Origin of the sequence: Vibrio sp. Scap24 (assembly GCF_013394185.1) — a bacterium.
Taxonomy (GTDB): Bacteria; Pseudomonadota; Gammaproteobacteria; order Enterobacterales; family Vibrionaceae; genus Vibrio; species Vibrio pomeroyi.
Genome location: NZ_CP041332.1, coordinates 81,813 through 103,977 on the forward strand (window position 1 = coordinate 81,813; position 22,165 = coordinate 103,977).

General features: G+C 43.0%; 17 protein-coding genes. 3 read left to right on the forward strand and 14 right to left on the reverse strand.

Annotated features, from left to right (window positions below):
* Positions 1 to 31: 31 nt before the first annotated feature.
* From FLM53_RS00440 to matP, 3 genes are all read right to left on the reverse strand, one after another.
* Positions 32 to 346: a hypothetical protein gene (locus FLM53_RS00440; protein ID WP_176681149.1), complete on the reverse strand. Its 315-nt coding sequence runs from the start codon at positions 344 to 346 to the stop codon at positions 32 to 34.
* A 105-nt stretch (positions 347 to 451) separates the two neighbouring features.
* Positions 452 to 760: a DUF3634 family protein gene (locus FLM53_RS00445; protein WP_176681148.1), complete on the reverse strand. Its 309-nt coding sequence runs from the start codon at positions 758 to 760 to the stop codon at positions 452 to 454.
* Positions 761 to 785: 25 nt separating this feature from the next.
* Positions 786 to 1,241: a macrodomain Ter protein MatP gene (matP, locus tag FLM53_RS00450; RefSeq protein WP_017630014.1), complete on the reverse strand. Its 456-nt coding sequence runs from the start codon at positions 1,239 to 1,241 to the stop codon at positions 786 to 788.
* 189 nt (positions 1,242 to 1,430) lie between these two features.
* Here matP and FLM53_RS00455 point away from each other — a divergent pair, with 189 nt between their 5' ends.
* Positions 1,431 to 3,083: a Lon protease family protein gene (locus FLM53_RS00455; RefSeq protein ID WP_176681147.1), complete on the forward strand. Its 1,653-nt coding sequence runs from the start codon at positions 1,431 to 1,433 to the stop codon at positions 3,081 to 3,083.
* Positions 3,084 to 3,153: 70 nt separating this feature from the next.
* On the forward strand, positions 3,154 to 3,669 hold the full coding sequence (fabA, locus tag FLM53_RS00460) for a bifunctional 3-hydroxydecanoyl-ACP dehydratase/trans-2-decenoyl-ACP isomerase (RefSeq protein ID WP_017059675.1): 516 nt from the start codon (positions 3,154 to 3,156) through the stop codon (positions 3,667 to 3,669).
* Between the two features lie 270 nt (positions 3,670 to 3,939).
* Here the strand turns inward: fabA and rmf are convergent, their stop codons facing one another.
* The 9 genes from rmf to FLM53_RS00505 form a co-directional block, all read right to left on the reverse strand.
* On the reverse strand, positions 3,940 to 4,113 hold the full coding sequence (rmf, locus tag FLM53_RS00465) for a ribosome modulation factor (RefSeq protein ID WP_010440780.1): 174 nt from the start codon (positions 4,111 to 4,113) through the stop codon (positions 3,940 to 3,942).
* Between the two features lie 161 nt (positions 4,114 to 4,274).
* A complete protein-coding gene (locus FLM53_RS00470) occupies positions 4,275 to 5,981 on the reverse strand; it encodes a DUF3466 family protein (RefSeq protein WP_176681146.1) in 1,707 nt (568 codons plus the stop codon).
* 9 nt (positions 5,982 to 5,990) lie between these two features.
* On the reverse strand, positions 5,991 to 7,907 hold the full coding sequence (locus FLM53_RS00475; RefSeq protein WP_176681145.1) for an ABC transporter ATP-binding protein: 1,917 nt from the start codon (positions 7,905 to 7,907) through the stop codon (positions 5,991 to 5,993).
* Positions 7,885 to 8,145 carry a glutaredoxin family protein gene (locus tag FLM53_RS00480; RefSeq protein WP_019823251.1) on the reverse strand — a complete coding sequence of 87 codons (261 nt, stop codon included), beginning with the start codon at positions 8,143 to 8,145 and terminating at the stop codon, positions 7,885 to 7,887. Before FLM53_RS00480 ends, FLM53_RS00475 begins: the two co-directional genes overlap by 23 nt.
* A 25-nt stretch (positions 8,146 to 8,170) precedes the next feature.
* Positions 8,171 to 10,291: a bifunctional 23S rRNA (guanine(2069)-N(7))-methyltransferase RlmK/23S rRNA (guanine(2445)-N(2))-methyltransferase RlmL gene (gene rlmKL / locus FLM53_RS00485; RefSeq protein WP_176681144.1), complete on the reverse strand. Its 2,121-nt coding sequence runs from the start codon at positions 10,289 to 10,291 to the stop codon at positions 8,171 to 8,173.
* A 507-nt stretch (positions 10,292 to 10,798) separates the two neighbouring features.
* Positions 10,799 to 11,347 (reverse strand): cell division protein ZapC, encoded by a 549-nt coding sequence (locus FLM53_RS00490; protein ID WP_050642973.1) that lies wholly within the window; start codon positions 11,345 to 11,347, stop codon positions 10,799 to 10,801.
* Between the two features lie 206 nt (positions 11,348 to 11,553).
* Positions 11,554 to 12,564 carry a quinone-dependent dihydroorotate dehydrogenase gene (gene pyrD / locus FLM53_RS00495; RefSeq protein ID WP_123301690.1) on the reverse strand — a complete coding sequence of 337 codons (1,011 nt, stop codon included), beginning with the start codon at positions 12,562 to 12,564 and terminating at the stop codon, positions 11,554 to 11,556.
* 312 nt (positions 12,565 to 12,876) lie between these two features.
* Positions 12,877 to 17,718, reverse strand: coding sequence for an NAD-glutamate dehydrogenase (locus tag FLM53_RS00500; RefSeq protein WP_176681143.1), 4,842 nt, complete (start codon positions 17,716 to 17,718; stop codon positions 12,877 to 12,879).
* A 228-nt stretch (positions 17,719 to 17,946) separates the two neighbouring features.
* Positions 17,947 to 18,165 carry a DUF2835 domain-containing protein gene (locus tag FLM53_RS00505; protein WP_086711486.1) on the reverse strand — a complete coding sequence of 73 codons (219 nt, stop codon included), beginning with the start codon at positions 18,163 to 18,165 and terminating at the stop codon, positions 17,947 to 17,949.
* 48 nt (positions 18,166 to 18,213) lie between these two features.
* On the opposite strand from FLM53_RS00505, the gene FLM53_RS23965 reads away from it, so the two are divergent.
* Positions 18,214 to 18,339, forward strand: a complete 126-nt coding sequence (locus tag FLM53_RS23965; protein ID WP_256099361.1) for a hypothetical protein — start codon at positions 18,214 to 18,216, stop codon at positions 18,337 to 18,339.
* Between the two features lie 43 nt (positions 18,340 to 18,382).
* On the opposite strand, the gene pepN is transcribed toward FLM53_RS23965, so the two are convergent.
* Together pepN and FLM53_RS00515 are read right to left on the reverse strand one after the other, a co-directional pair.
* Positions 18,383 to 20,989 (reverse strand): aminopeptidase N, encoded by a 2,607-nt coding sequence (gene pepN, locus FLM53_RS00510; RefSeq protein ID WP_176681142.1) that lies wholly within the window; start codon positions 20,987 to 20,989, stop codon positions 18,383 to 18,385.
* A 218-nt stretch (positions 20,990 to 21,207) separates the two neighbouring features.
* Complete coding sequence (locus FLM53_RS00515) at positions 21,208 to 21,891, reverse strand: hypothetical protein (RefSeq protein ID WP_017630022.1); 684 nt, start codon at positions 21,889 to 21,891, stop codon at positions 21,208 to 21,210.
* Positions 21,892 to 22,165 lie beyond the last annotated feature (274 nt).

Below are 22,165 nucleotides of genomic sequence, written 5' to 3' on the forward strand. Positions count from 1 at the left end.
AGGATATTTAGTTATAGTGCATTATATCTGGCTAACCTGTAACTTGAATTCGAATGTACTTCTCTGGAAAGCTGTATTTGAACTTTTTGTTCCTTGGTAAGTGCTTCTTTGCCTGTTTACAAACTTTGCTATCTCCCGATGTCCTCACGTTTTTGATTCTTGTAGAACCCTTAGAGTGCTTCATCTCAATCATAAGGTCACAATAACCATTCATATCAACATGACTCTTATTAAGCCCTTTGATGATGGTGGTTTTGATCTTCTTTGCAACAGGATTAATCAATGAATCGTCGGACAATGCGGCGGTTGGGGATAAAAAACACAACAAGAATACAAGATATTTCATACTGTTCTCTCTTAGTAGAAGTTAAGAACAGTATGCTGGAGTTTAAGGCAGGCTGGGAATGAACTTTGTATGAAGATTTACTACGTAAGACGTAGTGATCGACAATTACGCCTTCTTTGAGCCTTTAGATTTAAAGCCATTATGCGGAAACACATTGCGAATGCGCTGTTGAACGCTTTTTGGTACGTCTTTAGTGAATTTTAGATTGTAACCTGAGCGCTTCGCATACACTTTTAACTCACCTTTAAAAGCATTGTTGTGACCAATCTCTTGAAGGTTATGCTTAAAATTCGGTGGTAGATGACCTTTAACTTGCTCGATCGCCCCATCGTTGAATTTAATTTTTAGTACTGGTCTATCAATTGCGACCAACCAAAAAACCAACGCTGCACCAATTAAGATTACGTACATCATAGTGTCACCATTAAAGTTTATGATTTTATTTATCGTCAGAAAGGAGTTTACTCAGGTCTTCTTTGAGACTGGTCACTGTCTTGCTAGCTTGTTCACTACGAGATGCTTCGCTAACTAAGTATTCGATGGCATCAGATAGCGTACAACCCAACTCGTTCGCTCTTTGGGAAAGTTTTTCCCATACACGATAATCAAGATCGATTGATTTCTTCTTAGTGTGAACTTGTTCAGCATTGAAGTGACGCTTGCGCTTGGCTCTGATGGCTTGTTTAAGCTTGTTATCGAGCTCTGGAGACATGTTATTAGATATCCACTCAAGAACGCCTGTCGGCTGGTGTTCGAGCTTCAATAACGCTTGGATAGCAACATCAGCTTCACTTGAATCGATATGGCAGGTGATCGATTCACCTTCTTTCCATTTTTTGACCAGATAGTTCCATTTCCAACCACATTCCAAGTTTTCAAGTTGCTGATATTTCATGTCTAATCTCGAGAGTTAATCCTAGTGACAGCGTAACCCATAATGGGCTATTTAACAATTATTGTCTTGAAAGAATAGACCAAGATCATACTTATATTAGCTTAGTGATTAGTAACTACAACATAGAGCTACAAGCGAGATCGGTTTTTCTATATACTCCCTACCTCATTATCATAATCAGAAACTTAAATGACTCAAGTAGATTGGCGACATGTTACGCCTCAGTACGACGAATATAGCGCTCAATTAGAGCAATTCCCTGACATCTCGCCTTTCCCGTTTTCAGACATTCAACATAGATTCAATGACGCGCTAACGCGCTTTGTCCGCTTATCTAACCTTTCGCGTGTTTTACTCGTAAACGCTCCGGACAACTCGATCTACCGTCAAATGATTGTTGAATCTTTGGTTACGGCTTTAGATGACCACACTCTACCGGTTATAAAAACTGAGTCTTTAAATGCTGCTTCTCTGTTTGACCAAGTTCAATCAAAAGACGGCAAAGTCATTGCGACAAAACCTGGCTTACTGGCTAGAGCAAACAATGGTTATCTGATCGTTTCAGCAAACTTGATCTTGGCGAACCCAGGAAGCTGGTTACTGCTGAAATCTGCACTTCTTGGTGAAGCCGTAGAGCCAATCAACAGCAACCCTGAACACCTGAATCAATCCCCGACTTTACCTCTTACCTACAACATTAAATTGGTTGTGGTTGGAGACCGAGCGCAATTAGGTGACCTTGATTATCTAGACAGCGATATTCAAACGGGCTTTTGTCTATTCAGTGAAATAGAACAAGACGTTAAAATTTCAGAAGAGACTTTAGTTCAATACCTTGGGTATCTTAAGTGGCTTCAACAGCGTTATGATCTTCCAAATATTACGCAACAAGCGCTGACTGGAATTCTCACTGCTGGTGCAAGAGAAACTGAAGATCAAAGCTATATCCCGCTTTGTCCCATTTGGCACAATGCGTTATTGAACGAAGCTCTTATTGAAGCCAACAATGGTGAGATTGATATTCACCATATCCAACAAGCTCAGCAGCACAAATACAACCGCGAATCGTACCTACCAGAGCGCGCCCTTGATGATATTAGAGATGGCCAAGTCATTATCGAAACTGAAGGTGAACAAGTTGGTCAAGTTAATGGTCTGACTGTCATCGATGTACCGGGACACCCGATATCGTATGGTGAACCTGCACGAATTTCATGTGTTATTCACTTTGGTGACGGTGATATTGCCGATGTGGAACGAAAAGCCGAACTTGGTGGTAACCTTCATGCGAAAGGTATGATGATCATGCAAGCGTTCGTAAGTAGTGCGCTGAACCTTGAAGATCCCCTGCCGTATGCTGCTTCAGTGGTGTTTGAACAATCCTACTGCGAAGTGGATGGCGATAGTGCTTCTCTTGCGGAGCTATGTTCTCTGGTGAGTGCTTTGTCTGAATACCCAATCAATCAACAGATTGCAGTAACAGGCGCAGTAGACCAATTTGGTCGTGTACAAGCTGTTGGCGGACTTAACGAGAAAATCGAAGGCTTCTATCATGTATGTAAGCATCAAGGCTTAACAGGCGAACAAGGCGTGATCCTTCCAAGATCGAACCTTAAGCATCTTGCGCTAAAACCTGACCTGATTGAAAGCATCAAAAATGAAGAATTCCATATTTGGTCTGTATCTAATGTAGATGAAGCTATTCCTCTCATTATGAACAAGCCATTTAGAGACGACGAACAAGAAAGCGTTCTGAGCAAAATCGCGGAACGTATTGAAAACTTTGAAAGACATGAGCACCCTATTGGAATTGTTGGACGCATTAAAAACTGGTTTGTCTAGTACTGATCGGACTTGTTTAGCGTACACCTGTTCACTAATATGCACCTATCAAAAATCGGAGTAATTGATAATGCAAAACAAACGTGATTCTTACACTCGCGAAGAGCTTCTAGCATCAAGCCAAGGCGAACTATGGCCACAAGGCCCTCAACTACCAGCACCGAACATGTTGATGATGGACCGCATCACTAAAATGTCTGAAACTGAAGGTGACTACGGTAAAGGTTTAGTTCTTGCTGAGCTGGATATTACTCCTGACCTTTGGTTCTTCGACTGTCACTTCCCAGGTGACCCTGTAATGCCTGGCTGTCTAGGCCTTGATGCAATGTGGCAGCTTGTTGGCTTCTATCTTGGTTGGGTTGGTGGCGAAGGTAAAGGTCGTGCTCTAGGTGTTGGTGAAGTGAAATTCACAGGTCAAATTCTGCCTACTGCAAAAAAAGTAACTTACGAGATCCACATGAAGCGTGTTGTTAACCGTCGCCTAGTTATGGGCCTTGCAGATGGTCGCGTACTGGTTGATGGTAAAGAGATCTATGTTGCTAAAGATTTGAAAGTTGGCCTTTTCCAAGATACGTCAGCATTCTAATTAAATATTAGATTTTTAATAAAGCAGCCCATGACTGCTTTATTTTTACCTCAATACATTTAGTTATAGTGCGTTAAGGTGTGTTGCTACTTAAGGAATAGAATTAATATCAGTCCACCAGCTATACTTATCTAGAGAGCTCTCTAAGAGTGACCAGACCGTATCCAACACATATCGGCTCTAACACTCTTTTTGTCTCTCAGAAACTAACAAGGCTCCAATTGTTGCAATCAACAATGGAGCCCTGACCTTGAATTCGTTGTGCCCTATCTATTTATAGAGACCTGCATTTCTATCATCTTTGGCGTCTCGCCAACCACCTAACCAATAAGACCGAGAATCCATTTGGCTATATGGGCAAGCTTCTTGCGACCTACCATTTAAACCAGCTTTGTAACCTTGAGATTGTGCTCGTTCTAGTCGATCACGCTTTTGTCTCTTCATAGTGCAGTCCTCATACGGGTGTTCCATTTACTAACATACAATGATTACAACTTTGCGGAGTTTTTGTGACTCCAACTTTAAGAATCGATCAATTTTTCACTTTTCTCAAGGTGAAAAAAAGCCCGAGTTCAGAATTGTGAACTCGGGCTCAAGAGATAAAATTATTTGAATTTTCTGCGGAACCCTAATAGACCAAGTACAGTCAAAGTTAACCAACCTAGGCTACCGCCTTGGCGATCAACTTTCTCTGTATCAGTGCTACGCGTCTGGATATCAGCTTTGCTAGCACCAGCAATTGGGATTAGCTTAACTGCAACAACTTCTTCTACTGCGTTAGATGCAGCACCACCACAGTAAGAGTTATGTGCCGTTGTATCATACGCTTGAGTTGTTCCGCCTACTGTACATTTGATAGCAGTAGCAGAAATCACACCCGCATCATTGATGTCAGAAGCATCAATAATTCGGAACTTGTTGTTATCTCCAGAAACGTTACCGTCATTTGTTAGATCATCTAACCACCATGCCTGGCCGTTAAAGATGTCAACACGACGTTCGTCAGTCGATGTTGAAACATTGTAAGGATAGATAAAGCCACGATGTCTACGCTCACTGCCATCCACTTCACGAGTTGTCTCAGCGTCAATCTGACCAACAAACTCATTGAAGTTGTTCACGGCTTTTGCTTCACCACTCGAACCACCAAAGAAGATACCACCAGATAAGTACGTTGCAGTTGGAGTTGCTGCAGATGCGTCAGTCACAACAAAAATCTTGTTGCCTGCACTACCGCTCTCTGGCACATAACCATTACGTTTAGAATAGCCTACAGCAAACAAGTTATCGTTGATGTCAGTTGCTACAGAGTTACTGTATCTAGCATCATCATTCGATGAACCAGACTTAACCTCTGCACCGCTAATCTGTGTAGTAGTCCATGTTGCACTAGTAAGGTCTAGTGAGTCACTCACAAAAACACTTGCATTCATGTCTTGCAGATCACCATTACCATCAGCAGTGTTATAACCTACACCATAGAAAAGAGAACCTGACTCGACAATTGAACGCATACTGCCTTGGGCAAAGTACTCATCTTGTTGAGCATTCCCACTTCTAATCCAATCAATTTCTTTTGTTGTAGTGCCGTCCCAGATTGCTGCTTTGGAGCTGAACGCCTTGTATGGCTTAGATGTGTCCGTTGTCCCTTGGTCTACCGACACACTACCGACATTATAAACCTTGTTATTGCTAGCCGTTATTGCTTTCCAAGCACGAGACTCTGACGATGCCGTAAGAGAAACAGTTGTAACTGCGTTATAACGAATGTCGTTACCGTTTGACTCAATACCAAGTGGTGCACCAGAATCATCAAGTGCAGTAATCGATACATTAAAAGAGCTAATAGAACTACCATTTTCAATGAACGCTTTCGCATTCACATAGCTTAGGTCACTTTCTTTGCTCCAAGTAGCCCATCGATTGTCTGCCCAACTTTCACAAGTAGAGTATCTCAACTCACGATAACAATAGTTTTCGAAATCATCACGCTCTTGAATGTATTGGAACGGAGCATCCATAGCAAACGGAACTTCTTCGCGATAACCGATACCATCAACGGCATTGCGAGTTTCACCAGCAAGTTTAAATGTACTGTCCGCACAGTTAGTCGCTGCAGAATCAAAACACCCTAATGCAAGGTCATTCGTTCCATCGGTAGCAGATCCAGGTTGAATCGCTACACCAAAGATCTCAGACGCACCTGTAATCGAAGGCGTGACTTCAACTACCTTGTAAAGCGCAGCGTTGGCGTTAGTTGCAGCAAAAACTAATGCTGCAACTGTTGTTAATTTAAATTTAGTACAAGTCATTATTACTTCTTAACTTTCCTGTTGTAGTGCCTCGAGCTCTTCCCAGCGCTCAAAAGCAACTTCAAGCTCCTGCTCTGCTGCAGATAGCTTATCTAATACTGGTTGTGTCTGCTCTACAGATTTTGAAAAGAAGCTTGGATCGTTGACTTCTTCCTGAAGAGTTTCAATTTGAGTTTCCAATTCTTCTAAACGCATTGGTAGCGCTTCTAGTTCTCGTTGTAGCTTATACGATAACTTCTTAGGTTTAGCCTTAACTGGCGCAGTTTTGGGAGTTTCCTCAACTACTTTCTCAGGCTTTGATGGCTTTTCAACCTGTCGGTACTCTAATGCCTGCTTTCTTTGCTGCTGAGCATCGTGGTAACCACCAACAAATTCTTCAATAACGCCATTACCTTCGAAGATCCAACTTGTCATCACTGTGTTATCAACAAACTGACGATCGTGGCTCACTAAAAGAAGCGTGCCCTGATAGTTGGCAAGCAAATCTTCCAAAAGTTCCAAAGTTTCTATATCTAGATCGTTAGTTGGCTCATCGAGAATCAACAAGTTGTTCGATTTTAGGAAAATACGAGCCAATAACAGACGGTTTTTCTCACCACCAGATAGCGCTTTTACCGGAGTGCGAGCACGTTTAGGAGAGAATAAGAAATCTTGAAGATAGCTTAGTGCATGACGCTCGCGGCCACCAACAGTCACTTCTTGCTTACCATCAGCAAGGTTATCAATCACCGACTTCTCTGGGTCTAGGATTTCACGGTATTGGTCGAAGTAAGCCACTTCAAGCTTAGTACCGCAATGTAGACGACCTGAGTCTGGCTTAAGTTGATCAAGCAGCAGTTTAAGTACCGTACTCTTACCACAGCCATTGGGGCCAATTAGAGCGATACGATCGCCACGCATGATATTGAAACTAAAGTCTTTAACAATCTCTTTGCCTTCAAAACCAAAGTTAAGATTTTCGGCTTCGAATACAATCTTGCCAGAACGCTGACCATCATCGATTTGGATAACAGCTTTGCCCTGCACTTCACGACGGTTCAAACGTTCTTCACGCAGCTTCTTAAGCGCACGCACACGGCCTTCGTTACGAGTACGACGAGCCTTGATGCCCTGACGAATCCAAACTTCCTCTTGAGCAAGCTTCTTATCGAATTCAGCGTTTTGCATTTCTTCAACACGAAGCGCTTCTTCTTTCTCAACAAGGTAGTTTTCGTAATCACCCGGGAATGAGCTCAATTTACCGCGATCAAGATCGACAATACGCGTAGCCATCGACTTAATGAATGCACGGTCGTGCGAAATAAAGATGATTGAACCGCGGAAGTCTTTCAGGAAGCCCTCTAGCCATTCAATGGTTGCAACATCCAAGTGGTTAGTCGGTTCGTCGAGTAGAAGCACGTCAGGGTCACATACAAGCGCACGAGCAAGTGCTGCTTTACGTTGCCAACCACCAGACAAATCTGTCAGCTTGGTCTCAGCAGTCAGCTTAAGCGCTGCCAATACGTTACTTACACGATCTTCAAAACGCCATGCATTAGCATGATCGAGTTGTTCTTGAACGCGAGTAAGACGGTTTAGATTCTTTTCACTTGGGTCTGTCGCGATGAGATCCAGAAGATCATGATAGATCTTCAGCTGTTCGCCGATTTCAGCAAGGCCACCAGCAACGTAGTCATAAACTGTACCTTGCTCATTACGCGGTGGATCTTGCTCCAGACGAGACACAACCACATCTTGCGTGATTTGCATCTTGCCGTCGTCCATGATGATGTTTCCAGATAGGATTTTCATCAATGTCGACTTACCAGCGCCATTGCGCCCTACTAAACATACACGTTCGTTTTCTTGCAGCGCGAAATCCGCACGATCTAATAATGGGTGATCGCCAAACGCTAATTGCCCATTATGAATTGTAAGTAATGCCATTCTTCTTTAACCAATCATTAAGTTCTAACAAGCCAAATGGCCAGTTAAGCTCTGAGCTTTGAGAAAGGTCAGAGCTTTCAAATTTGAGCACCGGAATAGTGACCCCGTAACGGGAAAAGAGCTCATCATCAAATGCAATGTCGACAACGTTGACGTGATGGCTAATGTTTAACTGTTCCGTGAGTTGGAATGCCATCTCACATAGATGGCACCCTTCTGTACTGTAGAGAGTCAGCACTATATATCCTTATACAATCTCTTAACTACTTATGTGTAATCAACCAGCAGTTATGAATGTGCTTATTGCGAGAGAAGTCCAAAGGAAGTGTCTTAGCTGAGATGTTCTGAGCCTTAAGACCTAACTCATCGAGAGCTTCCAAGTCCATTTTGAAGTGACGCTTGTTGTTAGAGAACACAATCGTGCCTTCTTCACGAAGAAGACGCTTAAGGTTTTCCATCAACTGAATGTGATCACGTTGAACATCGAAAGATTGATCCATACGCTTAGAGTTTGAGAACGTAGGTGGATCAATAAAGATCAGATCGTAAGAGCCCTGCTCTTTAGCCAACCATTGTAGGCAGTCAGCTTGAACAAACTGATGTTGACGACCAACACGGCCATTAAGCTCCATGTTCTCTTTAGCCCACTCTAGATAGGTATTAGACATATCTACTGTTGTCGTAGAACGCGCGCCACCCACAGCAGCATGAACAGAGGCACTACCTGTGTAAGCAAACAAGTTTAGGAAATCTTTACCTGCGGCCATCTCACCGATACGACGACGAGTGATCTTATGATCTAGGAACAAGCCGGTATCTAGGTAATCGTGAAGGTTAACAATCAGCTTAACGCCGTATTCGTTCACTTCTAGGTTCGATGAGTCCTGAGCCAATTTCTGGTATTGAGAGCGACCTTTCTGCTTCTGACGAACTTTAAGCACAACGTTGTTTGCTTCAACGCCCGTTACTTGAATAGAAGCACGAATAATATCGGTCAGACGACGTTTAGCCTTCTCTTCCGGTACATCTTTCGGCGCTGCGTATTCTTGAATCACAAGGTGACCTGGGTATACATCAATCGCTACATTGTATTCTGGTAAGTCAGCATCGTAGATACGATAACAATCTAATTGCTCTTTCTTAGCCCACTTGCCAATTTTACCGATGTTCTTTTTAAGACGGTTCGCGAAATCAGGTGCAATCAATTGTTCTTGCTCGCCTGTTGGGCGCTCTGACATCGGACGATCTGAAATTGAGTAGTTCTTTTGGTGACACGGTAACGCACCGTTGTTCAATTTGAACTGTTTGTCTGCACGCATGCGTAAGCAGCTTAGTAGCTCGTCTGAGCTAGAGAAGATAGATGCGTTGCAACCACCAAATTCAGCTTTAAGTTGCGCACCGAATGCGGTGTAAAGTGCAATTAGACCAGGCTCAGTTCCTAGACGCTCACCATAAGGTGGGTTAGAAACAATCACGCCATCAGTAAATTCTGTAGGGCGTTTAAGTTTTGCTGCATCACCTACTTCGAATTCAATCAGATCTTCAACACCGGCACGACGAGCATTGTCGCGCGCTGTTTTGATCATGCGTTCATCGTTGTCGTAGCCATAGAACTTACATTCTACTTTCTTAACGCCACGACGGCCTTGAACATTCGCTTCTGCTTTAACTTCAGCCCAAAGCTCAGGTTCGAAATCTTCTAGTGATTCAAAACACCACTTCTGACGTTTAACACCCGGTGCTAGGTTTGCAGCCATCATTGCAGCTTCAATCACTAACGTACCTGAACCACACATAGGATCTAAGAAAGGTTTCGTTGCATCCCAACCACTACGAAGAAGGATTGCAGCAGCTAGTGTTTCACGCAACGGAGCACGACCTGATTCTGGGCGGTAACCACGTTGGTGGAGACCGCTGCCCACCATATCAACACCAAGAATCGCTTTATCACGGTGTAGACGAACGTGAATACGAACATCTGGGTTCTCTTTGCTGATAGAAGGACGAGGCAAGGACTTCTTCTCGAAACAATCAACAACGGCATCTTTTACTTTCATCGCACCGTATTGGCTGTTGCGGATTTCGTTGTTCGTACCATTGAAGTCAACAACAAAACGCTTAGAGCTATGGAATTGATTTACCCAGTTAACCGCAGTGGTTGAAAGGTACAAATCCATGTCGTCCATACAAGTGAATTCAGAAAGGACACGTACAAATCGAGAAGCCAAACGGCTCCACAAACAACAACGATAAATTTGCTCATTGGTCGCTTTGAATTTAACACCTGCTTGAACAGGTTTTGCGTTTGTAATCCCTAGTTGGGTTAGTTCTTCAACTAATAAATTCTCAAGGCCGTTTGAGGTAACCGCTAGATATTGATTCATAGTGTTCTTTTATTGATAAAAATGAGCTCGATTATACCTGAATTTGTAACTAGAGCATCACACTAAACGCGTCTTTTCATTGAATCTTTCGACTAACTGGCTAGCAAATGCACAGTCTTGAAGCGATCGCTTACCCGCATCCCCTTAGAACATAAGACCTATCAAACCAACTTCATTTCTGACCACTTATTAACCAAAGTAGCAATGTGAATTTATATTCACCCTAAAATTGGTATATACCAAAGGTAATTTATGGGTGAAACTTAGCTACAAAAGACCAAAAACAGGGAATAAAGATGGTAAATTTACTCTTCTGGCGATGAAAATGGGCAGGAATTAAGGTGAAAAAATAGTCGTAAGTTCACTATTTAAATGGTTAAGCAGTGATGTATTTATCAGGGTGAGGTTTTTTAGGCACAAAAAAATCGGCTATTAAGCCGATTCTGAGGAAGATTTATACGTTTGTGTGCTGCGATGCGTGGTAGAAATGATGTACTAGATTGGAGGTTAACCCACCATCGCTATGTGTGTCTGATGAAGGATAGCGTTCGCGTCTATCATTCTATCGTGCATCACCTTAATTGAGTCTCCAAATCGAAGCCCTTTTGAAGGCGTTAATAGGAACTCTTCTAGGTCGACAAATGCACATAGGCTCGCACACTCTCCCACTTCTAATACAATGAAATACCCTAAGCTATGCTCGTTATTCATTTGTACAATATCCCCTTCTTGAGGATATTCATGACCAGTGCCTTGTGAGTCGAAGAACCAACTCTTAGGCTGTACAGGCTTATGGAAGCGCTTTGCTGCCACACAATAAAGTGCCAGTTCAGCTTGGCGAGGCTCAGACAGTTCTAAGCCAGAAATTTGCTCTTTGAAGGTTTGGTATGAAGATGCGTCATCAACGGTGAATTCATTATCTCTAAACGCGCAGTCCACCAGCTTATTGCGGACCAGATTCGTTTTGAAAATCATATCCTCTCCGAGGTTTAGCATTAATGAACATTGCTGCTCATCGTAATACCAACTCCATGTATCGCTAGGTTTAAGCATCATTTCGTCTCACACTGTTGAACCATTCCATTAGGTAAAACGCAAAATTACCTTCAATTACAGTAATTTTACTGAGCAATAGGCAAAAAAAAAGAGGAAATGAATTCCTCTTTCTTGTCGCTTTTTTCTACAACTCAGTGAGTTACAGTGTCTCTTTTATTAAGACGATGCCAGATTGTCGCTTTTCAGAAATAAAAGCGTCTTGTCGTTTAAAGATTCTTAACGATGTCGCCTACAAGGCCTGGACCTTTGTAAATGAAACCAGAGTAAACTTGTACAAGCTTAGCGCCTGCCATCATCTTCTCTTTTGCAGCAACATACGAATCAACACCACCTACCCCGATGATCGGCAGTTGGTCACCAAGCTCTTGATAAAGTTTACGAACAACTTCAGTACTGCGAGATTGAACTGGACGCCCGCTTAGGCCACCCGCTTCGTCGCAGTGCTTCATGCCTTCAACGATTGAACGATCCAATGTTGTATTTGTTGCGATCACACCATCGATCTTATTTTTGATCAATGATTCACAAATTTGGCTGATTTCATCGTCACTTAGATCCGGAGCAATCTTAAGAGCAAGAGGAACATATTTACCATGCTTCTCTTCTAGTTCAGATTGTTTCGTTTTCAGTTCAGACAATAGATCGTCTAGTGCTTCGCCGTATTGAAGAGAACGAAGTCCTGGAGTGTTTGGTGAAGAGATGTTCACAGCAATGTAACCAGCGTATTGATATACCTTCTCCATACAGATCAAGTAATCTTCAGCGCCCTTTTCAATTGGTGTGTCTTTGTTCTTACCGATGTTGATGCCTAAGATGCCGTCGTAGTTCGACTTCTTAACATTCTCAACAAGGTTATCTACGCCTAGGTTATTAAAGCCCATGCGGTTGATGATGCCTTCTGCTTCAACAAGACGGAACAAACGAGGTTTGTCGTTACCCGCTTGCGGACGCGGAGTAACAGTCCCTACTTCTACGAAACCAAAACCCATTGCGCCAAATGCATCAATACATTCGCCGTTTTTGTCTAGGCCGGCAGCAAGGCCAACTGGGTTTTTAAAAGTAAGACCCATGCACTCTACAGGTCGGTGAGGTAATTGTTGGCGATACAAAAGATCAATAGGTGTGCCTGTGAAGCGTTTGAAATTTTGAATTGCAAGATCATGTGCCTTTTCGGCATCAAGTTGGAAAAAGCCAGTTCTGGCTAGACGGTAAAGCATTGTGCCTCCGATAGAAAAAAGCCCCGTGTAAACGGGGCGATATTATTTACTTATTTACCCAACTATTCAATCTATTACTGACTGTAAGGGTAAGATAATCGAGTTTGCTAACGAATGAGGTTCATTATTAAGCAAACGTTACCGTTTCAAGCTTTGATTATCTATTGGGAATGCTCCTTATACCTCTTCTGCCACCAGCTAACTAATACAGTGAGACTTGTATGAATAGTTAATTTATCGAAAATTGTTTAGCCGGACGAAAAAGGCAGACCTAATGGCCTGCCCTTATGGTTTTGCGTTCTTATCTAACGATTAGTCTTTCGACATGCAGTTTAGATTAAGTAGCATCAATTCACGTAACGCGACTGAGAACTTAGCAAACTCATGAACAGAACCCACTTTGAATTCATTCAAGATGCTTTCCCAACGATGTAGAGAAACTGAGTTGCTTTCCATCCAGTCATCCAGCGCTTTAATGACATCTAAGTCTGAACCACAACCGCAGTTAAGTACTTGACCAGTTAGCTGACGTTGCTGCCAATCCAGATCTTCTCTGAATGCTGCACGTGCCAGCGCTTGCCAGTTATTATCTACCGCTTGGCCATTGATTTGTTTCAGGAACCAGTGCAGAGACAAACGGTCGCCAAGGTTGAAGTAAAGCTTAGACGCTTGCTGTACTGTTTTACCCGTTTCACGAGCCACTGTAGATATATCCAGTGCTGAGTACAAGCTAGACAAACGAGCCACTGAATTCGCCAGTTCTGCTGTTACACCCTGGTCAATCCATACCTGAGCCATTGCTTGATGCTCTTCTACTTCTGAAGCTACTAGGTTTTCATCCAGTTTCTCAGTAATAGCAACCACATCACCTTGGTACAGTTCAATCAATGCGTTCACTGACTGTTTACCAGTACGGTTTCTTAGCAACCAACGCGCTAAACGACGCAGCGTTCGGCGCACGTGGTAAAGCAACTCGTATTGAGCTTCAGAACTTGAGATATTGTCCAGTTCACGAATGCTCTTAAGCACTTTGCCCAAGCCGTAGATCTCACGAGATGCCGCGTAAGCATTCGCAATATCAACAATGTTTGCGCCCGTCTCTTCTTGCAAACGAGTCACGAAGTTACAACCCATCTCGTTAACCATTTGGTTTGCAAGGGCTGTCGCAATAATCTCAGCACGCAGTGGATGGTTATCCATGTGTTGAGAATAGTTACGGCGTAACTCGGTTGGAAAGTATTGCATTAACTGTTGAGCATGGAACTCATCATTCGCAATATCATCGCTCACAAGATCTTCTTTCAGCACCATTTTACCGTAAGCGATCAATACTGACAGCTCAGGTCTTGTTAGTGCTTGGCCTTGCTTCTCACGTTCTAGAAGAGTTTCGTCATCTGGGATGTATTCCAAACCACGATCCAAATACCCTGCTTTCTCCATTGTGTGGATGAAGCGGATTTGCTCTTTCACTAAACCAACACCTTGATGCTCAGTAACAGAGATGGACTCAGCTTGGCAGTACGCATCATCTAATACGATTTCGCCAACTTCGTCTTCCATTGACTCAAGCACTTGGTTACGTTGCTTAACAGTAAGATCACCGTTCGACACTAAGCCATTCAAGAAGATCTTAATGTTTACTTCGTTATCCGAACAGTCAACACCACCAACGTTATCAACGAAGTCCGTATTCACTCGGCCGCCAGTAAGAGCGTATTCGATACGACCCAGTTGAGTCATACCCAAGTTACCGCCTTCACCAACTACCTTAGCTTTCAGGTCTCGGCCATCGATACGTAGAACGTCATTTGCACGGTCACCTACATCAGTATGAGTCTCGTTTGAAGACTTAACGTAAGTACCGATACCGCCGTTCCAAAGTAGATCAACCTGCATAGACAAGATCGCTTTGATCAAGTCATTCGGCGCCATTGATGCTTTCTTGGTACCCAGCATTTTCTGAATTTCAGGCGTTAGAGAGATAGACTTCGCTCGACGAGAGAAGATGCCACCACCTTGAGAAATCAGGTCTTTATTGTAATCTTCCCAGCTTGAACGAGGTAGATTAAACAGACGATCACGCTCTACCCAGCTTGTTGCTGAATCTGGATTCGGGTCAATGAAGATGTGCATGTGGTTAAACGCCGCTTGCATACGAATATGCTTAGATAGCAGCATACCGTTACCAAACACGTCACCCGCCATATCACCGACACCGATCGCAGTGAAATCTGTCGTTTGGCAGTTGATGCCCATTTCACGGAAGTGACGCTTAACCGATTCCCAGCCACCTTTCGCGGTGATACCCATCGCTTTGTGGTCGTAACCGTTAGAGCCACCCGATGCAAACGCATCACCTAGCCAGAAGTTGTATTCATCAGATACTGAGTTCGCTAGATCTGAGAATGTCGCTGTACCTTTATCGGCTGCAACAACCAAATACGGATCATCTTCATCGTGACGAACAACGCTCTTAGGTGGGATAACCTCACCTTCGATGATGTTGTCTGATACATCTAGTAGTGCACGAATGAAGCGCTTGTAACAGCGTTGACCTTCCGCAAAGATTTCATCACGGCCAGACATCATGTGTTGACGCTTACAAACGAAACCACCTTTAGCACCAACAGGAACAATCACGGTGTTTTTAACTTGTTGTGCTTTAACTAAGCCTAGAATCTCAGTACGGAAATCCTCTTGACGGTCAGACCAACGTAAACCACCACGTGCTACTTTACCGCCACGTAGATGCACACCTTCAATGTCTGGTGCGTATACGAAAATCTCAAACGCAGGAACCGGCGCTGGGATATCTGGAATCTCGCTTGGTCTCATTTTCAGAGCCAACCAAGGTTTAGACTGCTTGTTCTGATCTACTTGGTAGTAGTTAGTACGAAGCGTTGCAGTGATCATTTCCATGTAGCGACGAATGATACGATCATCATCCAAGCTTTCTACATGATCCAACTGTTCAGTGATCTTCTTAATAAGATCTTGTTGGCCTTTCGCGCTGCCCTTCAGTTTCGGGTCAAAACGCTTACCGAATAAGCTCACTAACCCTTTTGCTAGATCTGGGTAATGAGACAATGTGTCTTCAATGTATTGTTGACTGAATGGGAAACCCACTTGACGCATGTAACGAGCATAAGCACGTAAGATTGAGATTTCACGGCCAGACAGACCAGCGCCAAGTACCAAGCGGTTGAAACCATCGCTGTCTAACTCACCCGCCCAAATTGCTGCGAAGGCTTGTTGGAAAAGATCGCGAGCTTCACGAAGATCAATTGTCTTGTCGCTCTTGTGCAGCATAGAGAAATCAAGGATCCAATATGTCACACCATTAGTTTTACGCACTTCATATGGAGATTCACCAATAACGCGCAAGCCAAAGTTTTCAAGCATTGGCATCACATCAGAAAGGTGAATTGGCTCATCACTGTGGTAGAACAACTTCAAACGAACTGCTTTAGAATCTGCCGCTTCTTCTTGCGGACGGTAGAAAAGCATACCCAGTTTGTTGTCTTCGCTTAGTGCTTCTAAACGCTCGATGTCCGCTACGGCAGAACCTGGCATCATGTCTTCTTTGTACGAACGTGGGAATGCACGCATGTACTCTTTCGACAATGGAAGCCCTTTGCTCTCACCGAAGTTTGCAATGATTGATTCAGACAGGCGGTCATCCCACGTAGACGATACTTCCATTAAATTTTGCTCAATTGTTTTCACGTCCACATCCATGTTGTTGTTATCAACACGAACAATATAGTGCGTTCTCGCCAGTGGGCTTTCAGAGAAGTAAGTTGTAAATTCGACTTCTTCTTCACAACCAAAGTACTGCTTCAAGATGCGTTGTGTTTGGCGGCGAAGTTCAGTGTTGTAACGATCTTTTGTTACGTAAACCATACAGCTGAAGAAACGGCCAAACGGGTCTTTGCGAACAAACAAACGCAGAAGATCACGATCTTGCATTTGAACTACGCCTGTACCCACTTCAAGTAACTCTTCTTCTCGAGCTTGAAGCAGTTCATCACGTGGGTAGTTTTCAAGAATATTGTGCAGAGCTTTGTAAGAGTACGAACCCTCACGGTAACCACTCGCGTCTAAGATGCGTTCTACTTTCTCACGAACTAGAGGAATCGTTTCAACGGTTTGGTTATAAACGGCAGAAGTGTAGAGACCAGTGAAGCGGTGCTCACCAATTACTTTGCCGTTCTTATCGAATTTCTTAATACCGATGTAGTCATTGTATGCTGGGCGGTGAATGCGTGAAGCCGTGTTGCCCTTAGTTACGATAAGTACATACGGTTTTTTCGCTTCTAAACGTGCCGAGTCAGAAAATTCAGACAGCTTAACGTTACGTACACGATCTGAATTCGCGAACAAACCAAGGCCTTGCTCCTTAGTCGGTTGCAGTTCAGTGTCACCATTTACAGAGACAAGGTCGTATTCCTTGTAACCCATAAACGTAAAGTTGTGCTCGCCTAACCAGCGAAGGAAAGCCAGCGTTTCATCGAAGCGTTGAGCGTCTACCGGAATTGTCTCTTTTTGCTTTTCAACTTGGTTGGTGACTTCTTTCAGTCTTTCAACCATTTTTAGCCAGTCGTTAACAACAAGGCCAGTATCAGTAAAGATATCCAGCAGTTCTGTTTTAAGTGCTGTCATCTCTGCTTTGCTGCTAAGACGGTCAACCTCAATATGGAAAAGCGACTGGAACACACCTTCATCGTTACTAACACCGACAACACTTCCTGAGTCAGAACGAGAAATTTGAGTTGGGTTGTGAAGCATAAGGTGAGAAGAGAGGTCGAGGCGAGTCAGTGCCATTTTTACAGAATCAACGAGGAATGGGCTATCTGGTACCACTATCTCAACGATAGTGTGAGTAGACTGCCAGCCTTGACGACTTACTGTCGGGTTAAAAACACGAACAGAAATTTCGTCGGCTTTCTTTTCATTGATGTGATGCCATAAGCTAACTACAGCACCGTATAAATCGGATTCGTTTCTCTGAGTTAGGTCGTCGTGAGAAACGTTACTAAACAAGTGTTGAGCAAGTTGAGTTACGAGAGGTCGATGAGCAAGGTCAAGTTTGTCTTGAATCAGCTTGTAAACTTTTTCAAGTAAAACTGGAACCACAGTTTCACGTGCGGTCATAGTCACACTCCACAATTAGAATTATATTTTATTATTAGGGGGATCACTTAATCTGGTGTTTGAATCGTGCCGTTGAGCGCTTTTCTACTAACGAGTTAAGCAAAGGTAATGCATTCATTTATTGTAAAAGCATTATTGAGAAATAGTTAATTGTTTTGGAGGTGGTAAGAGGTGAAATGTTTGATTATGTGATTAAGATTCCTTTTAACTCACTAGGCACGCCAAGGTTTACAGAGCTTCCAACTTAATAAACTTATTTTTTTGGTCAGTTGTCAGTCTAAACTGCCCTCTAACCCCTATTTGTGTAAGAAATGGTCTGAACCGAGTTGCAGGTAACTGTAAACGTAATCCGGTTGTTGTTATCACTTGAACTTTACTTGCCGCACCAGAATAACTGGCCAAAAACTGCTGATATGAGATGTTAAGTTGGAAAATATAGTGATTCATACGATACCTGTATAAATATACAGTGCCGGTATTTTTTGGCACTTAACGATGTCTGACGGTGAAACTGAGCTTGAAACTGAGCTTGAAACTACTCTAGCTTATCGAAAATTCGATGAAGCAGAAACAAAAAATCAGTGGCAGATGCTCTCTGCCACTGATGACTTTTCTTTATAAATAAACAGTTATAAGTAAACCGTTAACCTTGAGAACGCTTAACTTAAGCTTCTAGTGCTTTTGTTACTTTCTCAAATAAGTCTTTTGCTAAATTATCCATGTTCTTCAATGTCTCAAGTTCCTGCTTGATAAGAGCTTGGCGCTCATCATCGTACTTACGGAATTTAAGAAGTGGATCAATCAGACGTGAAGCAACTTGCGGGTTACTGCTGTTTAACTCACGTAAGATCTCACCTGCAAACGCATACCCCTGACCAGACTTGTCATGGAACTGTACCGGGTTCATGTTTAAGAATGAACCAACCAAGTTACGTGTACGGTTCGGGTTCTTCAAACTAAACGCTTGATGTGACATAGATTCTTTGATCACTTCAAGCGCATTTGAACTTGGGTTCGTACCTTGCAGAGCAAACCACTTATCCATAACAAGACCGTCGTGTTTCCACTTGTCACTGTAGTCTCCCATCAGAGTTTCACGACATGCCAGTTGTGCGCTGTTTGCCGCACCCATCGCTGCCATTGTGTCTGTCATGTTGTTTGCTTGCTGGTACATGGCAACAACCAAATCGTTGCCCTGCTCTGTATGTGCTAAGTAACTTAGGCAAACTTTACGCAAAGTGCGCTTACCAATCGAATCGTGATCGATTGTGTATTCCACCAGTGCATTACTGTGATAAACCGCAGCCAGTTCGTCTTCAAGTTCTGTAGCTAGTGTTACCTTCATTGAGTTAAGCGCAGATGCGACCGCATCAATATCAACACGCTCATACCAACCTGATACTTCGTTATGGCTTGGCAATGAAAGCATCTCTGCGATAAAGGCAGGTTCTAGCGAATCACTCAGTAGTACGCCACGGAAAGCATCAACAACAGAATCAGAAAGTGCAAACGCTTCGCCTTGTTGAACTTTTTCAACATTGCTGCGGATGTACTTAGCCAATAGCATTTGACCTGCATCCCAACGAGAGAACTCATTGCGGGCATTCACCATCAAGAAGATAAGTTCTTCATCTGAGTAGTCGTACTCCAATTTCACTGGCGCAGAGAATTCACGAAGTAGTGATGGGATTGGTTGTTCAGAAACGTTTTCAAACACGAAAGTTTGTTCCGCTTCTTTCACATCTAATACGTTATGAACTGGCTTTCCGTTACATTGTAACTCAACCACATCACCTGATGCTGTGTACAGTTCGACATCTAGAGGGATATGCAGAGCCTGCTTCTCAGTTTGCTCATGCGTTGGTGCCGTTACTTGACGAGTTGTTAACGTGTATTGTTTCTTATCTGCATCGTAGTGACTTTCAACAGACAGCGTTGGCGTGCCAGACTGGCTGTACCACAAACGGAACTGAGACAGATCAACACCCGATGCGTCCTCCATTGCTGCTACGAAATCTTCACATGTTGCTGCCGTACCATCGTGACGTTCGAAGTACAGCTTCATGCCTTTTTGGAAACCATCTTCGCCTAACAATGTGTGGATCATACGGATCACTTCACTGCCCTTTTCGTACACTGTCAAAGTATAGAAGTTATTCATTTCTATCACTTTTTCTGGACGAATTGGATGAGACATTGGGCTAGCATCTTCTGCGAATTGTGGACCGCGAATGATACGTACATTGTTGATACGGTTTACCGCGCGAGAACCAAGATCAGACGAGAACTCTTGGTCACGGAATACCGTTAAGCCTTCTTTCAAACTTAACTGGAACCAATCACGACAAGTCACTCGGTTACCTGTCCAGTTATGGAAATATTCATGACCGATTACTGCTTCAATACCTAGGTAATCTGTATCCGTTGCTGTTTGGTCGTTTGCTAGAACAAACTTAGAGTTAAATACGTTTAGACCTTTGTTTTCCATCGCACCCATGTTGAAGAAATCAACGGCTACGATCATGTAGATGTCTAAGTCGTATTCAAGATTGAAACGTTCTTCGTCCCACTTCATTGAATTAATCAAAGAAACCATCGCGTGGTTTGCACGGTCTAGATTGCCTTTATCAACAAAGATTTCTAGGTCAACTTTGCGACCCGATTGTGTAGTGTATGCGTCACGAAGTACATCAAAGTCACCAGCAACTAAAGCAAACAAGTACGCTGGTTTTGGATGTGGGTCTTGCCACTTAACCCAATGACGACCATTTTCAGCTTCACCTTCATCTACACGGTTACCATTACTTAATAAGAATGGGTTCTCTGCTTTGTCTGCGATTACCGTTGTAGTGAATTTCGCCAACACATCTGGGCGATCCATGTAGTAAGTAATACGACGGAAACCTTCGGCTTCACACTGAGTACAGAATGCGCCACCCGACTTGTACAAGCCTTCAAGTGCGCTATTCCCTTCAGGGTTAACTTCAGTAACGATGGTTAGCGTAAATTCTTTTGGAAGGTCATTTAGCGTAAGTTGAGTTTCAGACTGCTCGTACTGAGTCCATTCGTTGCCTTCAACCAAAACAGAAACCAACTTCAAGCCTTCACCATCAAGTACTAATGTCGTGCTGTCTTTCTCCTGCTTAACACTAGAAACAGCCGTAACAATGGATGCTGAGTCGTACAAATCGAAAGTAAGATCGATTTCAGAAATCGTGTGAGATGGTGATTGATAATCTTTACGATACTTGGCTTGAGGTGTATGTGCCATGACGGGTTCCTTTTGATCGTTATACGTAATTATTTTTTAACTGTATATATCTAAAGGTTGAGCGCCAATAAAACAAGGGGAATATTAAAAAAAGGAGGCATTGTAGGAAAATGCCTCCATGTTTTGCTATTTTATCAATCAAATCAGACAGGAACGCCTAAGAAATGAACTGTGCACAATATTATCAACGAGTACGACTTTACTGCTAAAACTCTCCATTATCGAATGCGATTGAGCACCGCAAACATATCTCCCTCTTCACCTTGCAGCGTTAACACATCGCTGTTCAGTGTATATCGAGTGCCGTGTTCACCGTTTTCATAAAGTAACACTAGTTGGTCGCCTTCGGTGTAATACACCCCGCGACGAATGACTTCACCACCTTCTTCATCGGAAACTCGGAACATGAATATGAAGTCTGGTTGAAGGACTAAATCCATTTTTTGAATGTTACTTGCACGTAAATCGCTTCCAGACAGTTCGGCGCTTGACCAAATTCCCGCCAATGCATTTGGCAGGGCCTTGGTGAACATAACACCGTTAAGATTCAACATGTTGTGATTACTGCTGTACGCGTAAACCTGAGGCTCTGAGGTGTTCAAACCCAAAATAATCGTGTCTTCGTTGGCGTTATACAAACCTTCCCAATGATCGACACTGTAGTCTTTCTTTTGGATATCGATAGTGAATGAGTAGTTTGAATCAAGAGTGAGCTTGATCGCTCTAAAGTTTTCAGTACCTTGCTCTGGATCAGGATTCATCAAATACCAATCGCCGAGCAGTAAAGGAAGGTCAAAATGGGATAGATTACTATCACTTTTTGATTGTTGGCTACTCGAAGCGACCTCGCTCCCAAAAGCCACAAAACTTAAACAAGATAAAAATAGTAGAATCCATTTCATAAGCGTCCCCTCGTTTTCTTTAAGCTTAGGCACGTAATGAATAGAAAGCGAAAAAATTTGATCCAAGTCACTAAATTTTAAGTGCGAAGTAACTTAAATGTCATTATCAATCGAAAAATAATACTTAAGTTTAGTTATTTTTACGGTGCACTTCACAGCCGAAAATCAAATAACAGTGGTTCTGGAACAAGTTAAAAAACAAGCATACCTTTAACATGACTTCATTCTAGGCAAGAACACAGGTACAAAAAAAGCGAGCCTAGGCTCGCTTTTC

What these genes read in the sequence shown, in the direction of transcription:
- FLM53_RS23965 (WP_256099361.1), top strand. Translation starts at nt 18,214, where the DNA reads ATGTCTGACGGTGAAACTGAGCTTGAAACTGAGCTTGAAACTACTCTA.
- FLM53_RS00445 (WP_176681148.1), bottom strand. Translation starts at nt 760, where the DNA reads ATGATGTACGTAATCTTAATTGGTGCAGCGTTGGTTTTTTGGTTGGTC.
- fabA (WP_017059675.1), top strand. Translation starts at nt 3,154, where the DNA reads ATGCAAAACAAACGTGATTCTTACACTCGCGAAGAGCTTCTAGCATCA.
- FLM53_RS00505 (WP_086711486.1), bottom strand. Translation starts at nt 18,165, where the DNA reads ATGAATCACTATATTTTCCAACTTAACATCTCATATCAGCAGTTTTTG.
- rlmKL (WP_176681144.1), bottom strand. Translation starts at nt 10,291, where the DNA reads ATGAATCAATATCTAGCGGTTACCTCAAACGGCCTTGAGAATTTATTA.
- FLM53_RS00500 (WP_176681143.1), bottom strand. Translation starts at nt 17,718, where the DNA reads ATGACCGCACGTGAAACTGTGGTTCCAGTTTTACTTGAAAAAGTTTAC.
- FLM53_RS00470 (WP_176681146.1), bottom strand. Translation starts at nt 5,981, where the DNA reads ATGACTTGTACTAAATTTAAATTAACAACAGTTGCAGCATTAGTTTTT.
- rmf (WP_010440780.1), bottom strand. Translation starts at nt 4,113, where the DNA reads ATGAAGAGACAAAAGCGTGATCGACTAGAACGAGCACAATCTCAAGGT.
- FLM53_RS00515 (WP_017630022.1), bottom strand. Translation starts at nt 21,891, where the DNA reads ATGAAATGGATTCTACTATTTTTATCTTGTTTAAGTTTTGTGGCTTTT.
- matP (WP_017630014.1), bottom strand. Translation starts at nt 1,241, where the DNA reads ATGAAATATCAGCAACTTGAAAACTTGGAATGTGGTTGGAAATGGAAC.
- FLM53_RS00475 (WP_176681145.1), bottom strand. Translation starts at nt 7,907, where the DNA reads ATGGCATTACTTACAATTCATAATGGGCAATTAGCGTTTGGCGATCAC.
- FLM53_RS00455 (WP_176681147.1), top strand. Translation starts at nt 1,431, where the DNA reads ATGACTCAAGTAGATTGGCGACATGTTACGCCTCAGTACGACGAATAT.
- pepN (WP_176681142.1), bottom strand. Translation starts at nt 20,989, where the DNA reads ATGGCACATACACCTCAAGCCAAGTATCGTAAAGATTATCAATCACCA.
- FLM53_RS00490 (WP_050642973.1), bottom strand. Translation starts at nt 11,347, where the DNA reads ATGATGCTTAAACCTAGCGATACATGGAGTTGGTATTACGATGAGCAG.
- FLM53_RS00440 (WP_176681149.1), bottom strand. Translation starts at nt 346, where the DNA reads ATGAAATATCTTGTATTCTTGTTGTGTTTTTTATCCCCAACCGCCGCA.
- pyrD (WP_123301690.1), bottom strand. Translation starts at nt 12,564, where the DNA reads ATGCTTTACCGTCTAGCCAGAACTGGCTTTTTCCAACTTGATGCCGAA.